This is a genomic window from Diaphorobacter sp. HDW4B (genome assembly GCF_011305535.1).
Classification (GTDB): Bacteria; Pseudomonadota; Gammaproteobacteria; order Burkholderiales; family Burkholderiaceae_C; genus Diaphorobacter_A.
Map to the genome: position 1 here is coordinate 5,067,419 of NZ_CP049905.1, position 14,608 is coordinate 5,082,026.

Consider the following 14,608-nt stretch of genomic DNA (forward strand, 5'->3'; position numbering starts at 1 on the left):
CCTGCAGGACAGTCTCATGCCCAAGCGCCGCGAGCCCGACACGCTTTCACAGGCCAATTCACGGATCGGTCGCTACGTCACGACTGTGGCATTTGACGAGACAGTGCGCGCTTATGTCCCGCCTGCGCTCCCGCCCGAGCCGCCGTTGGCGCTTTCCTCGCCATTGCTGAAGCTGCTGAGCGAGGCCGACCGAGCCATCGGGCGACTCGATGGCGTGGCCATGCTTTTGCCGGACAAGGCACTGTTTCTCTATATGTATGTTCGCAAGGAGGCCGTGCTTTCTTCGCAGATCGAGGGCACGCAGTCCACATTGGATGACTTGCTGCAGTTCGAGAATGCGGCGCTTGCAGGCAAACCGCTTGACGATGTGGCCGAGGTTTCCAATTACGTGGACGCCATGATGTACGGGCTCGGCGTTCTCCGCGATCCGGATGGGCTGCCGCTGTGTCTGCGCCTGCTGCGAGAAATGCATGCGCGTTTGCTGCAGAAGGGGCGCGGGCAAGGCAAGAACCCTGGCGAATTCCGGCGTTCCCAGAATTGGCTGGGCGGCACAAGACCCGGCAACGCGCATTTCGTGCCGCCTCCTGTGGCCGAGATGAAGCGCTGCCTGAGCGATCTCGAACGCTTTCTGCATGATGAGTCGAGCTTCATTCCTCCACTCATCAAGGCCGGATTTCTGCACGTGCAGTTCGAGAGCATCCATCCATTTCTGGATGGCAATGGACGCTTGGGGCGTCTCATGATCGCGTTGTTTCTGGTGGAGCAGAAGATTCTCCATGAGCCGCTTCTGTACATCAGTCTGTACCTGAAAACCCACCGCGAGCAGTATTACCAACTGCTGCAGGGCGTCCGGCAGCGCGGTGATTGGGAGGCGTGGACGGAGTTTTTTCTGGCAGGTGTGGCGGAGACGGCCAACAATGCCTACGAAAGCGCCATGCGAATCGTCGCGCTGTTTCAAGCGGATCGTGAGCGCATCGCAGACTGCGGCGAACAGACAAACTCGATGCTGCGAGTGCACGAACTGCTTCAGACACATCCGTTTCTCAACGCGGGACAAACACAGAAGCAGACCGGACTCAGCGCTCCTACCGTCAACAAGACGTTCGATGCACTGGAACGTCTGGGTGTCGTGAAGGAAATCACGGGAAAGCAACGCGGACGCGTGTTTGCCTATGCCGAGTTTCTGAAAATTCTGGAAAGCGGGACGGAAGTGCAGCCATCAGCGCGTTGAACACGCGGGGGCGTCAAGGCTTGGGCCGGACTCGATGATTTCGAGCTGGAAGAGATCTGGAGCGGGTGATGGGAATCGAACCCACGTTATTTGCTTGGGAAGCAAGAGTCCTACCATTGAACGACACCCGCGAAGCCTTTTATTCTAGCGCAGCGCGCACGGGCATCGAGCCCGGCGGTGCGCTTTTTTCATTCGGCGTGCGTCACGGCATCACTTCTGCACGTCGCCGATGCACAGGTACTTGATCTCGACGTAGTCATCCATGCCGTGGTGCGAGCCTTCGCGACCGATGCCCGATTGCTTGACGCCGCCGAATGGCACATGCTCCGTCGCCAGAATGCCGACGTTCACGCCGACCATGCCGTACTCCAGCGCTTCGCCCACGCGGAAGATGCGGCCCACGTCGCGGGTGTAGAAGTAGCTGGCGAGGCCGAATTCGGTGTCGTTGGCGGCGGCGATGGCTTCGGCTTCGGTCTTGAACTTGAAGACCGGCGCGAGCGGGCCAAAGGTTTCCTGCTTGGCGACCAGCATGTCGGGCGATGCGTCGGCCAGCACGGTGGGCTCGAAGAATTGGCCGGAGCCGAGCTGCTTGAGCTGATGACCGCCGGTGACCACACGGCCGCCCTTGGAGAGCGCGTCGTCCAGATGTCGCTGCACCTTGGCGATGGCGGCATCTTCGATCAGCGGGCCTTGGTTCACGCCGTCCTCGAAACCGTTGCCGACCTTGGCCGCCTGCACCTTGGCTGCGAATTTGGTGACGAACTCGTCGTACACGCCTTCCTGCACGTAGAAGCGGTTGGTGCACACACAGGTCTGGCCCGCGTTGCGATACTTGCTCGCGAAAGCACCTTCGACGGCCGATTCGATGTCGGCATCGTCGAACACCAAAAAGGGCGCGTTGCCGCCCAACTCCAGCGACAGCTTCTTGACCGTGGGCGCGCTCTGCGCCATCAGGATGCGGCCGACTTCGGTCGATCCGGTGAAGGACAGGTGGCGCACCACATCGCTTGCGCACAGCGCCTTGCCGACGGCGATCGAGTTGTCCGCATCGGCGGTGATGATGTTGATGACGCCCGCAGGAATGCCCGCGCGGTTCGCCAGCTCGATGGCGGCGAGTGCGGTGAGCGGCGTGAGTTCAGCGGGTTTGATGACCACGGGGCAACCTGCGGCCAGCGCGGGCGCGACCTTGCGGGTGATCATCGCGAGCGGAAAATTCCACGGCGTGATGGCGGCACACACGCCAATCGGTGCCTTCATCACCAGCAGGCGGCGGTTGTTGTCGAATTGCGGCAGTGTCTCGCCGTTCACGCGCTTGGCTTCTTCGGCGAACCATTCCACAAAGCTGGCACCGTAGGCGACTTCGCCCTTGGCTTCCGGCAGCGGCTTGCCTTGCTCGGCGGTCATGATGCGACCGAGGTCGTCCTGATTCGCCATCAGCAGGTCGTACCACTTGCGCAAGATGATGCTGCGCTCCTTGGCGGTCAGCGCACGCCATTGTGGCCAGGCCTTGTTGGCTGCGGCAATGGCGGCTTCGGCATCCTTGGCACCCAGATTCGCCACATCGGCCAGATGCTTGCCGGTGGCCGGGTCGGTCACGGCAAAACGCGACTTGCCCGAAACCCATTCGCCGCCGATGAAGGCATCGGTCTTGAGCAGGCTGGGGTCCTTGAGGGTGGAAAGGGGGGATGTCTTCATGTCCATGGTGTGTCTCCGAAAAGGCGCGGTTGTTGGGCGCGGTTGGGTCGCAATCACTTCGCGAAAGGGGCGCGGCTTTGCACCGGAGAATACCGGCAGACGCTTGCCTGTTTCGTGAATGTGGATTGAAATTTCTTTTAACGAGACAATTTATACCAATAAATGGAATATTTGTCTTGTCACTTCTGCGCAATAAGACAGCCCGTTCGGTATGTGGCGGTGCACAAACCTATAATGTTTGGTTCACCACTGAGGCGCCTTGCGTGTTGCGCGCCCAGAAACCAGACATCACCATGAGCCAACCCACATTCTCAGTCGCAGATATTCGCAAGACTTTCCTGGACTTTTTCGCCTCCAAGGGTCACACCGTGGTGGCGTCCAGCTCGCTGGTGCCGGGCAACGACCCCACGTTGATGTTCACCAACTCGGGCATGGTTCAGTTCAAGGATGTGTTCCTTGGCGAAGACAAGCGCCCCTACAACCGCGCCACGTCCGTGCAGGCCTGTCTGCGCGCTGGCGGCAAGCACAACGATCTGGAGAACGTGGGCTACACCGCACGTCACCACACGTTCTTCGAGATGCTGGGCAACTGGTCGTTCGGCGACTACTTCAAGCAAGAGTCCATCGAATGGGGCTGGGAACTGCTCACCAAGGTGTTCGGTCTGCCCGCTGAGAAGCTGCTCGCCACCGTCTATGAAGAAGACGACGAAGCGTATGACATCTGGACCAAGGTCATCGGCCTGCCTCCAGAGCGCGTGATTCGCATTGGTGACAACAAGGGTGGCCGCTACAAGAGCGACAACTTCTGGATGATGGCCGACACCGGCCCATGCGGCCCTTGCTCGGAAATCTTCTACGACCACGGCGCGCACATCGCCGGTGGCCCTCCAGGCAGCCCTGACGAAGACGGCGACCGCTTCATCGAAATCTGGAACCACGTGTTCATGCAGTTCGACATGAAGGAAGACGGCTCCATCGTGAAGCTGCCCGCGCCCTGCGTCGATACCGGCATGGGTCTGGAGCGCCTCGCCGCGATCCTGCAGCACGTGCACAGCAACTACGAGATCGACGTCTTCCAGGCGCTGATCAAGGCCGCTGGCCGTGAGACCCACACGGCCGACCTGAACAACCCATCGCTCAAGGTGATTGCCGACCACATCCGCGCCACTTCGTTCCTCGTGGCCGACGGCGTGATTCCTTCCAACGAAGGCCGTGGCTACGTGCAGCGCCGCATCATCCGCCGCGCGATCCGTCACGGCTACAAGCTGGGTCAGAAGACACCGTTCTTCCACAAGCTGGTGCATGAGCTGGTGGTGCAGATGGGCGACGCCTATCCCAAGCTGCAAGAGCAGGAAGCGCACATCACCAGCGTGCTGAAGGCTGAAGAAGAGCGCTTCTTCGAAACGCTGGCGAACGGCATGGAAATTCTGGACAGCGCATTGGCGGGTGGCGTGAAGGTGCTGCCCGGCGATGTGGCGTTCAAGCTGCACGACACCTATGGCTTCCCGCTCGACCTGTCCAACGACGTGGCGCGCGAACGCGGCGTGACGGTGGACGAGGCGGGCTTCAACGCCGCCATGGAACACCAGAAGAGCACCGCCCGCGCCGCAGGCAAGTTCAAGATGGACCGCGCGCTGGAATACACGGGCGACTCCAACACCTTCACCGGCTACGACAAGCTGGCCGAGCCCGCCAAGGTGGTTGCACTGTATCGCGAAGGCGAAGCTGTGCAGGAACTGAAAGTGGGCGAGAGCGGCGTGGTCGTGCTCGACACGACACCGTTCTATGCAGAGTCCGGCGGTCAGGTGGGCGATCAAGGCCAAATCACCGTGGGCACTACGGTGTTCAAGGTGGAAGACACGCTGAAGATCAAGGCCGACGTGTTCGGTCACCACGGCATGCTCGAATCCGGTTCGCTCAAGGTGGGCGATGCGGTGCAGGCCGAAGTGGACACTGCCGTGCGCGCGGCCACGATGCGCAACCATTCGGTCACGCACATCATGCACAAGGCGCTGCGCGAAGTGCTGGGCGCGCACGTTCAGCAAAAGGGATCGCTGGTCAATGCCGACCGCACGCGTTTCGACTTTGCGCACAACGCACCCGTCACGGCTGAACAAATCCGCGACATCGAAGCCCGCGTGAACAAGGAAATCCTTGCCAACTCCGACACGCAAGCGCGCGTGATGGACATCGAAAGCGCCCAGAAGACCGGCGCGATGATGCTGTTCGGCGAGAAGTACGGCGAAACCGTGCGCGTGCTCGACATCGGCACGAGCCGCGAACTCTGCGGCGGCACGCACGTGCATCGCACGGGTGACATCGGCCTGTTCAAGATGGTGGGCGAATCCGGCGTGGCCGCTGGCATCCGCCGCGTGGAAGCTGTGACCGGCGAGAACGCGCTGGCCTATCTGCAATCGCTCGAATCGACGGTCGAAGAAGCCGCTGCAACGCTCAAGACGCCGGTTGCGGAACTCAACCACCGCATCGGCTCCGCACTCGACCAGATCAAGACGCTGGAAAAGGAAGTCGCCGCGCTCAAGGGCAAGCTGGCATCGAGCCAGGGCGACGAACTCGTCACGCAAGCCGTGGACGTCAAGGGCATCAAGGTGCTGGCCGCCAAGCTCGACGGCGCCGACGCCAAGACACTGCGCGACACCATGGACAAGCTCAAAGACAAGCTCGGCGCTGCCGCGATCGTTCTGGCCGCTGTCGATGGCGACAAGGTGCAACTCGCCGCAGGCGTGACCAAGGCCGAAACCGCCAAGGTCAAGGCTGGTGAACTCGTCAACTTCGTCGCCCAGCAAGTCGGCGGCAAGGGCGGCGGCAAGCCAGACATGGCAATGGCTGGCGGCACGGATGCATCCGGTCTGGCAGCGGCGCTGGCTTCGGTGCAGGCTTGGGTGACTGAGCGCGTGTAAAACCCGCTTGGCACTTTTGCTACCTACAAAAACCTCCTGAAGCCTTCTGGGATTTCAGGAGGTTTTTTTATGCCCGGCGTGTTGCGCAATGCACGCTGGAACGGATCGGTTGACCATTCATTCTTGGACGCAATAGTTGCAAATCGCTAGCATGAACTTCGGTCGTTCATGACACGAGCGATTTTGCGAGAAGCCGAATGTCGTCAGTCACCACACCGCGTCCAGCAAGCTGGCAAAGATGGGTTGCTCCAGCCGCATTGGCGTTCTGCGCCGCAATGACCGACGCCGAAGCCGAAGTGGTCTCGATTCCTCCTGTGCCAACTTACGCTGCCATGCCTTTCCCGGCGCAAAGCGGGTTTCTGCGTGACAGCGATGGCGCAGTGCTGTGGCCTGCGGGCACCAATACCTACTGTCGGGCCGACCCATCGCAACCCTGCATCGACTGGGGCCTCGCGTGGTATCGCTGGAATCCGGCGACGGGTGAGCACTCCAGGAACAACCTGGGTGTGGCGGCGGGCAGCTACTATCCGCGCGTGGTTGCCGGGCGCAATGTGTGGATGCACACCGCACCCATGTTGGAGCCCACGGCGCGGCAAACATGGCGCGTGTTGCTGAAGACGCCCGAAGCACTGATCGAGCAGGAATTTCCGGCGGACAGCTACCGCCATATCGAAGAGCTGGTTCCGCTCGGCGAAGACGCCGTGTTTGCCATGCAGCGCGATGAAACCACACGCCATCCGCGCGGCCTGTTGCTGCAGCGGGTAGGAGCCAAGATCGAGTTGCATCCCATGCCGGAGCTACCCGAAGTGCTTCGCGACGACTATGCCGTGGTGGCTCTGGACGAGCAGCGCATCATGCTGATTGGCGGCGGTGCAGGCAAGTACCGGGGATGCGTGGAGGAGTGCCTCGCGAGCACCCATGTGCTGGATCTGAAAGTCAGGCGTTGGACACCCGGCCCGTCGATGCTGGAGGGCCGCGCGGAAGCCGTTACAGCGCGTCTGCCGGACGGCTCGGTGCTGGTGGCAGGCGGCTATACCAAGGCCGAACCTTGGGGGCCCGGGCCATCGCGCACGGCGGAGCTGTGGAGCCCGGTCAGCAATCGCTTCGAGCCACTGCCGCCCATGCCGGTTCCCACCGCACGCGCCAAGGCGTACTGGGCTCCGGGCCAGGAAGGGCGCACGCTGCTGATCGCGGAAGGCATGAGCGCTGGCATTTCCGCATTCGATGTGCAGCGCCGGGCTTGGTATCTGGCGGGCGCGTGGGAGGCTGGCAGCGAGGAAGGTGCCTGCACGTTCGTGCCTTTCAAGAAGGGCGAGCAGACCTGGGCCTGGCAGAACTTCAAATCGGAAGGTCATTACTCAAGCAAGTCCTGCGAGTACAGGCTGATCCGGCTGACGAAGCTGCTTGAGCCGCGTGCACCGGGCGCACAGGCCACGGGGCCGATCTGGAACGAGGTGGCTGCGGGGCGTTGGGGCGCAAGCCTGCTGGCAGTCGATGGCAAACATCCCGCCTTGCTGGTCGGCGGCACCATGCACACGGGCATGAACTCTCACCAGCTTTCCGCAGCGGTCATTGCTGTCGATGCGGCGGGCAGGGCGTTTGCGTTGCCCAGCCTTCAACATGCGCGGCGCTCTCCCAACGTGCTGCGCGTCGGCGACGGTGTGCTGGTGGTGGGCGGCAGCAACGAATCGGTTTTTCGCCGCAATCAACCTGTCTTGCCTGTGGAATGGTTGCCGTCCACGGAGCGCGGTCTCGATGCTCGCTGGACGGTGCTTGCGGACACGGGGCTGGACGCGAATTCGCTGGTGACGCCGCGCCGCACCTCGGACGGCTTGTTGGAATTGGTCGATGCGACGAGCGTGATGCGTGTGCAGGTGAAGACCGGTGCTTCGCAGGATGAGCCGACTTTTGTGCGCGAAGCTTGGGCGCAACTGCTTCGTTCGAGACGATCATTTGAAGACTCGCGCGTGCAGATGCGCGAGCTGGACGATGGCCGCGTGATTGTGGCGGGTGGCGAGGTGCAGTCCGTACGCATCGCGTTATGGAGCGAAGAGGTGGCGCTTGCCAGCACTGCGCCGGACAGCTATGTCTCTATCGGTTATTGGGGGCCGGAGCAGGAGCACGAGATCATCGCGCCCGACGGCAAGGCGAGCCTGTCTGCGCCATCGAGACTGCCAGGCGGCACGGTCGTGATTCTCGACAGCGGCCATGTGGTCAAGGCGCATACGGCGACAAGCGATGGGCGGCTTGCCTTCGAGATGCATGATCCGCACACCTTGCGCTGGCGCGATCTGGCAGCCGCGCCTTCCGAGATGCAGTTGCCGGGTCGGTGGCAGATGAGTGCGCAGGGAAACGAGTTGCTGCTGGCGGCGCAGAAAACCGAACAGACACCGCATCAGACGCAGCGCGCCATCTGGCGCATGAACTTCGCCAGCAACGACTGGGAAAAGCTGTGGGAGGAGCGCGATGTGAAACCGGGCAGCGACGAATCGAATGTGCCGGTGGGAGCGGGTCTGGTGATCGTTTCGCTGCCCGATGGCACCCGTGCTGTGGTCTCGATGGGAGGCATATGAGCAGTTCGGCAACGCATGTTCAACGCCGCGTCAACGCACTTGCTTTGGTGCTGATGGGCGTGTTTTTCGGAGCGACGGTTCGGGCACAGGAGATGCGACTCGAAGGCGTCACGCAGATGGTCTTCGGCGATGCTGTGTGGACTGCGGACAAAGGCTACAAGGCCAGCAGGAACTGGCTGGCGTTGGCCTGCGATGCGAACGACTGCGCGTTGGAGTCAGCGCGCCTCACACCTGTTCGGGCGAAGTGGCAGGGCCATTACGACGATCAGCCGACGTGGGGAGTTGAACTCCGCTTTTCGCGTCCGAACAAAAGCGCCCGCAAGCCGATCGCATGGCTGCGCAAAACATCGCGCCTGTCTTGGTTGAAGCCCGGGCCGGTGCCGACTTACGCGTCGGCCCTGGGCGGAGTGCGTGCCGCTGCCGGGATAGGCACGATGGAGATCGAGCTGAAATCGCCAACGGGAAGCGTCAGCCGACTCGTGCCGTTGCTCAGGAAGGACAAAGGCCAATTCCTGCTGCAACTGCGCAGCGACAACAAGCGCCAGATGCTGATCGAGCTGGGTGCCTGCGAGCACGAGATCGATATGAGCTACCTGCAATGGAGCGGCGACATGGACGGCGACGGAAAGACCGACTACTTGATCGACTCCGCCTCCAGCGTGGGCGAGCCGGTGCTTTATGTGTCCAGCCTCGCCAATGCCGACGAACTGGTGGGCGTTGCAGCCGTGGGCATCGTCACTCCGTTTGGCGGGGAGTGCGATGGCGGCGGCTGGTTGGAGTCCGGCAGTAGCGATCAGTAGAGCGGATCAGTGCTCGAAATGCAGTTTGAGCACCGACGTCTCCGCGCCTGATTCGGCCGTCTGCACCCGGTCGGCCAGATGGGTGAGCAGTCGGCCCGAGACGTTGTCCAGCGCGGCGAGCAGGTCGGCTTCGTCGCCGTCGAGCAGGTCCTGGCCATGTTGTTGCGCCGCGTTGGATGCAGCGCCGCCGATCTTCAACGGCGCACCGCTGTGCAGCAGTTCCAGATCGAGATTGAATTCGTCGAAGCTGCCGCGAATGCTTTGCAGTTTGCGCACGCCCGATGCTTCGATGGCTTCTGCGGCTTCGAGGGCGGCCATGGCGGCGCGTTGTACGACCTTGCGGCGCACGCCCCAGGCGGCTCCTTGGGATTCGACGAAGTTGATGATGTCGTTGTGCAGGTCGGCGGCATGGAGCGTCTGCTGCGCGCGCTGCGCGGTGCCGAGGCGAAACAGCAGATTGAGCGCGATGACGACGAGCCCGGCCATCACGAAGCCGCTGCCGATCAGAAAGCGCCAGCTTGCGGGTACGTCCTGCGTCATCTGCGGCATGAGCATGATGGACAGGCCGATGCAGATCGCCAGACCGACGGTGAAGATGCCGCGGCTGTCCATGGCGCGCGAGGCGATCAGCTCGAAGCCCGAGACGATGAGGAAGCACGCGGCATACAGCTCGACCGCTCCGAGCACGGGTTCGGGGATCAGCGTGAGCGCGAGAGTCACCTGCGGAAGAAACGCGACCAGCACCAGAATCGCGGCCGTCATCAGGCCGATGCGGCGCGCGGTGGAGCGGGTGGCGTGCGCCAGTGCGATGTTGGTGGAGCAGGTGCAGGTGGGAAAGCCGCCCAGCATGCCGCTGATGATGTCGCCGATGCCGTTGGCCTTGATGCCGCCGCCCACGGCCTTCATGTTGGCGCGTTTCCAGTCGGCGTCGTCCATCTTGTCGAGCATGGTGACGCTGCCGAGGTTGTCGAGCTGCGTGAGGATGGCGATCAGCCCGATGGCAATGACCATCGCGAAATCGATGCTGAACACGGGTGCGTGGATGCTGGGAAGCGCAAGAACCGGCACGCTTTGCAGCGCGTCGAGTCCTTCCAGACGCCCGAGCAGCGCGGCCACGACGATGCCGGTGACGATGCCCGCGAGCAGACTCAGCAGGCGAAGTCGTTTTCCGGCCCAGACCGACAGAACGATGATGACGCCCAGCGTCGCGCCTGAAATCGCGACGCTGCCGAGATTGATCTTCCAAAGATGATCGAGCCCGAGCGTGTGCCGCATCGCGGATTCAACCAGGGCCATGCCGCCCATGCAGATCACGGTGCCGACGACGGCAGGCGGAAACAGCGGGCGCATGCGTGTCATCAGCGGGCCGACCGCGAGTGCCACCACGCCGTAGACCAGTGCGATCACCGCCATCGCGCCCGGCCCGTGCGCCGCCACCATCGCGGAGACGAAAGTGATCATGAAGGGATTGGGCATGTGCACCAGCAAGGTGCCGCTGCCGAATCGCCCGCCCCAGGCCTGCAGCGCCGTGCAGATGGCCATGCCGATCAGCGTCATCGCCACCATCGATTGCATGCCGTAGCGGTCCAGTCCCGCGGTCTTGGCCGCCGCCAGCACATAGGTGATGAAGGCCATCGCCGTGGTGGCGTGCTGGCCGCCCAGAATCAGCAGGCTGCCGAGCGGTACTTTGTCATCGGCTGCGAAAACGAGATCGGGCGGACGGCGGCGGACAGGTGAGGGTGGCAGGCGAAGCTGGAACATGCGGGTGGCTGACAACGACGCAAAGGCGCATCGAAAGCGACCGATTCTCCGGGAGCATCACAGAACACGCATGCGCGTTTGTCCGGGTGAAAAGCAGTGAACTTTTGGGCGGCTGATGTTACTGTGAACCTCGAGGCGATAGCGGTGATTTCAGGGGTCGGCGGACGAAAAAAAGCCTCCCGATTGGCATCGGGAGGCGATGAAAGCAGGGCAATCTGCATTGCCCGGCGCCATTGGGATTTCCTTTTCCTAACCTTCTGTTTTTTCTTGTTCAGTCTCCTCACGCCCCCAGCAGCAGTCGGCTGAGCAGACCGCCGCCGATCACGAGCCACACTGCGAGGATGGCAGCGAGCAGCAATGGCTTCACGCCGGCCTTCTTGATCGAGCTGACATGCGTCGTCAGACCCAGACCCGCCATGGCCATGGCCAGCAGCACGTTGGCGGCTGTATTCACGTTGGAGACCAGTTCCTTGGGCAGCAGATTCAGCGAGTTGAACAGCACCACGGCGACGAAACCGAATGCGAACCAGGGCAGGGTCATCTTGGTCTTCTGGCCATCCGCGCCGGCTTGCGCGTTTTCCGTACGGGCCAGGTACGCCGAGAGAATCACGAGGAACGGAGCCAGCATCATCACGCGCACCATCTTGGAGACCAGCGCGGTGGCGGCTGCTTCGGGGCCCATGTTGCGGCCTGCGGCTACCACTTGGGCCACTTCGTGGATGGTCGCACCGGTGTAGATGCCGAATTCAGTGCCGTCACCAGGAATGAAGCCTGCCGTCAGATTCCACTGGTAAAACATGGGGTAGAGGAACATGCAGATCGTACCGAACACCACCACGGTGGCGACCGCGACGGTCACTTGGTCGGCGCGCGCCTTCACGACGGGTTCCGTGCCCAGCACCGCAGCTGCGCCGCAGATCGAAGTGCCTGCACCAATCAGCATGACTTGCTTGCGGTCCATGCCCATCCACTTGTGGCCGATCAGCATGGCCAAGAGGAATGTGGCGCCAACGATGATGGCATCGAGTGTCACACCGGCCACGCCGACGTGCGCGATGTCGGTCGTGGTCAGGCGAAAACCGTAGAGCACGATGCCCAGGCGCAGCAGCGTTTGCTTGGTGAAGCCGATGCCTGTGCCAGTCGCTGGCGCAATGCTTCCATACACCGTATTGCCGAGAACCATGCCGATGAGGATGGAGAGCGTCAGCGCACTCAGTCCGTTGGCGGCGAACCACTCGAATGCGCCAAGGTAGGCGGAAACACCGGCAATCGCGCCGCAAAGAAGAATGCCCGGCAGGCGTTTGAACCAGATGGAACCTGATGCGGGCGGGGGAGCGTGATGGGTAACGGTTTTTGCGGTGGACATGGGACTTGTCTTTCTCGTTCTATTTTTTTGGTTAGAAGCTTTTTTGCTTCAGTGGAACGAAATGTCTCAAAATCCTCATAAGCAATCCAACAGATTGTTTTTCTATAATCAATCAATGATTTAGCTTAATAACCAAAACATCTATTAAAATCAATAGCAAACAATGACCTGCCAGTTGGGTCGAGCAATGTTTTTGAAGGAACTACCAATGGACGTGTTGCGCCTGACGCTGAGGCAATTGCAGATCTTCATGGCGGTGGCGCGCACCGGCAGCACGGCCAGTGCGGCCGAGGCGATTGCGCTGTCGCAGTCGGCCACCAGTTCCGCCATCAACGAGCTGGAACGGCTGCTGTCGCTGCGCCTGTTCGATCGCACGGGCCGCCGTTTGCTGCTCAACGACAACGGGCGTGCGCTCTTGCCGCGCGCTCAGGCGCTGCTCGAAGGGGCTGTGGATGTGGAGCGCATGGGGCTGGCGCCGGAAGAGCAGTTGCAGATGCTGCGCATCGGCGCGAGCACGACGCTCGGCAACCATGTGCTGCCGCGTCTGCTGGCCGAATATCTGGGCGACAGGCATGCCAAGGCTGCTTCATGGCATGCTCGGCTGGCGATCAACAACAGCGCGGAAATCTGCGCGCGCGTGGCCGCGTTCGAGCTCGACATCGGGCTGATCGAAGGGCCGTCACATGAACCGGCGCTCGAGGTCAACCCGTGGCTGCGTGATGAGCTGGTGCTGGTGTCGTCGCCCACGCATGCGCTCGTCCAATCGACGCGAACTTCGGGCAAGCCGCCCACCATCGACGAGCTGCGCAAGGCCGTCTGGCTGGTGCGGGAGCAAGGCTCGGGCACGCGCGAAGCGTCCGATGCGGCAGTGCTTCCACATCTCGGCGGCTACCAGCGCAGCATCGAACTCGGCAGTTCGGAGGCCATCCGCAGCGCCGCCGCATTGGGCCTCGGTATCGCCAGTCTGTCGCGTTTTGTGATCGACGACTACGTGCGCGATGGTCGCTTGATCGTGCTCGATTCCGAGATGCCGCACACCGACCGCCAGTGCTACTGGGTGGTGCACCGCGACAAGCACTTCACACCTGCGCTGAAGGCGTTCGTGAGCTTGCTGGAGCGTTCTGCAAAGGGGTGAGGGTGGCCTGCAACACGCTGCGGCTGGCCTCGCGCACATCCGAAGGCGTGGCCTCGAAGCGGCGGCGAAAGCTGCGGTTGAAGTAGGACAGATCGCCAAAGCCCACATCAAAGGCGATGTCGCTGATGGAACGCGCCATCAGCCGCGCATCACGCAACAGTTGATGGGCCAGAGTCAGCCGGTGCTCCAGCACCAGAGCGCTGAAGCTCAGGCCTTCGCGCTCCAAAAGCAGGTGCAGGTAACGCGGGCTGATGCCCTGGCGCAGCGCGACGGCGGACACCGACAGCGCCGCATCGGTGAAGTGCCGCGCAATGTCTTCGCGAATGGTCAGCACTCGCGCCGCCCGCGCGCCCCGGCTTTGTGCCAGTTGCGCCGACTCACCCAGTGCGCCCACCGCCAGCGCGGCGAGATCGTGGAGATGCAGGTGAGCCGCGCGGCGCAGCTCGGGCGTGGCCAGTGCGCAGTGCTCGCTCAGCAACTGTGCATAGCCCATCAGCATGTGTGCGGCGGCGTTGTTGCGCAGCGGGCGCAGCAAGGCGGCGTCCACATCGATGCGCATCGAGGCCAGCATCGAGCGGCTCAGTGAGACAGACCACAAGTCGGACAGCGTATGGTGGGTCGCCGTCTCCGGCAATCCCATTTGCGAGAGCATGGCATCGCCCTCGCCAAAATCCCATTGCTGGCCCGTCGCCCGCAGCGAACCTTGTCCCTTCGCCCAGCCATACAGCACCACGTTGTCGTCCATGCGGGCGTTGCTGGGGTGTATGCAGCGCGTGGGCGTGGTCTGGAAGCTCCCGATCATCGTGCTGCCGAACAGGGTGATGCTTCCATTCATGGACAAAGGCTGGCTGTGCAGTGGCTCCACCTGGATGCCGCCCAGCAACTGCATGAAGTCTTCCTGAAAAGCCCGGAGCGCTGGCGCAGTGCGGATGGGTTCGGTCCGAATCCACAGGGTATTGGGCGCATCGCTGGCTGCACCAACTGCGTTTTCCATGGCTGACTCCCATAGGCCGATGTGGGCATGCCGTCGTTGGGGGCGGATCCAGACGCACCAGAACCGCTGCTTGCGCCGATTGGGTTGCAATAAGACTATTAAGTCAATTCAACCAATAAACATTTTAAAAACTCA

9 protein-coding genes and 1 tRNA gene are annotated in these 14,608 nt (G+C 62.2%); 5 read left to right on the plus strand and 5 right to left on the minus strand.

Annotated features, from left to right (window positions below):
* Positions 1 to 16 precede the first annotated feature (16 nt).
* Positions 17 to 1,231, plus strand: coding sequence for a Fic family protein (locus G7048_RS23145; protein WP_166070386.1), 1,215 nt, complete (start codon positions 17 to 19; stop codon positions 1,229 to 1,231).
* A gap of 57 nt (positions 1,232 to 1,288) precedes the next feature.
* Here G7048_RS23145 and G7048_RS23150 read toward each other — a convergent pair.
* Together G7048_RS23150 and G7048_RS23155 are read right to left on the minus strand one after the other, a co-directional pair.
* Positions 1,289 to 1,362: transfer RNA gene (locus G7048_RS23150), tRNA-Gly, on the minus strand.
* A 79-nt stretch (positions 1,363 to 1,441) separates the two neighbouring features.
* Positions 1,442 to 2,932: an NAD-dependent succinate-semialdehyde dehydrogenase gene (locus tag G7048_RS23155; RefSeq protein ID WP_166070387.1), complete on the minus strand. Its 1,491-nt coding sequence runs from the start codon at positions 2,930 to 2,932 to the stop codon at positions 1,442 to 1,444.
* 287 nt (positions 2,933 to 3,219) lie between these two features.
* Between G7048_RS23155 and alaS the strand changes: the two genes are divergently transcribed.
* The 3 genes from alaS to G7048_RS23170 all read left to right on the plus strand — a co-directional run bounded on the left by alaS (position 3,220) and on the right by G7048_RS23170 (position 9,217).
* Positions 3,220 to 5,844: an alanine--tRNA ligase gene (alaS, locus tag G7048_RS23160; RefSeq protein ID WP_166070388.1), complete on the plus strand. Its 2,625-nt coding sequence runs from the start codon at positions 3,220 to 3,222 to the stop codon at positions 5,842 to 5,844.
* A gap of 197 nt (positions 5,845 to 6,041) precedes the next feature.
* Complete coding sequence (locus G7048_RS23165) at positions 6,042 to 8,417, plus strand: kelch repeat-containing protein (RefSeq protein WP_166070389.1); 2,376 nt, start codon at positions 6,042 to 6,044, stop codon at positions 8,415 to 8,417.
* Positions 8,414 to 9,217: a hypothetical protein gene (locus G7048_RS23170; RefSeq protein WP_166070390.1), complete on the plus strand. Its 804-nt coding sequence runs from the start codon at positions 8,414 to 8,416 to the stop codon at positions 9,215 to 9,217. Before G7048_RS23165 ends, G7048_RS23170 begins: the two co-directional genes overlap by 4 nt.
* Positions 9,218 to 9,223: 6 nt before the next feature.
* Here the strand turns inward: G7048_RS23170 and G7048_RS23175 are convergent, their stop codons facing one another.
* A complete protein-coding gene (locus G7048_RS23175; protein WP_166070391.1) occupies positions 9,224 to 10,978 on the minus strand; it encodes a uracil-xanthine permease family protein in 1,755 nt (584 codons plus the stop codon).
* 280 nt (positions 10,979 to 11,258) lie between these two features.
* Positions 11,259 to 12,344, minus strand: coding sequence for a YeiH family protein (locus G7048_RS23180; protein ID WP_166070392.1), 1,086 nt, complete (start codon positions 12,342 to 12,344; stop codon positions 11,259 to 11,261).
* 208 nt (positions 12,345 to 12,552) lie between these two features.
* Between G7048_RS23180 and G7048_RS23185 the strand changes: the two genes are divergently transcribed.
* A complete protein-coding gene (locus tag G7048_RS23185) occupies positions 12,553 to 13,479 on the plus strand; it encodes a LysR substrate-binding domain-containing protein (protein WP_166070393.1) in 927 nt (308 codons plus the stop codon).
* Here G7048_RS23185 and G7048_RS23190 read toward each other — a convergent pair.
* The gene (locus G7048_RS23190; protein ID WP_166070394.1) at positions 13,424 to 14,473 is read right to left on the minus strand and encodes an AraC family transcriptional regulator; all 1,050 of its coding nucleotides are present in this window, start codon (positions 14,471 to 14,473) and stop codon (positions 13,424 to 13,426) included. The two genes, G7048_RS23185 and G7048_RS23190, sit on opposite strands and share 56 nt — an antisense overlap.
* Between the last annotated feature and the right edge of the window lie 135 nt (positions 14,474 to 14,608).

Bases quoted from the DNA above. Each gene is read 5' to 3' on its own strand.
- G7048_RS23170 (WP_166070390.1), top strand. From the start codon at position 8,414: ATGAGCAGTTCGGCAACGCATGTTCAACGCCGCGTCAACGCACTTGCT.
- G7048_RS23190 (WP_166070394.1), bottom strand. From the start codon at position 14,473: ATGGAAAACGCAGTTGGTGCAGCCAGCGATGCGCCCAATACCCTGTGG.
- G7048_RS23185 (WP_166070393.1), top strand. From the start codon at position 12,553: ATGGACGTGTTGCGCCTGACGCTGAGGCAATTGCAGATCTTCATGGCG.
- G7048_RS23165 (WP_166070389.1), top strand. From the start codon at position 6,042: ATGTCGTCAGTCACCACACCGCGTCCAGCAAGCTGGCAAAGATGGGTT.
- alaS (WP_166070388.1), top strand. From the start codon at position 3,220: ATGAGCCAACCCACATTCTCAGTCGCAGATATTCGCAAGACTTTCCTG.
- G7048_RS23180 (WP_166070392.1), bottom strand. From the start codon at position 12,344: ATGTCCACCGCAAAAACCGTTACCCATCACGCTCCCCCGCCCGCATCA.
- G7048_RS23155 (WP_166070387.1), bottom strand. From the start codon at position 2,932: ATGGACATGAAGACATCCCCCCTTTCCACCCTCAAGGACCCCAGCCTG.
- G7048_RS23145 (WP_166070386.1), top strand. From the start codon at position 17: ATGCCCAAGCGCCGCGAGCCCGACACGCTTTCACAGGCCAATTCACGG.
- G7048_RS23175 (WP_166070391.1), bottom strand. From the start codon at position 10,978: ATGTTCCAGCTTCGCCTGCCACCCTCACCTGTCCGCCGCCGTCCGCCC.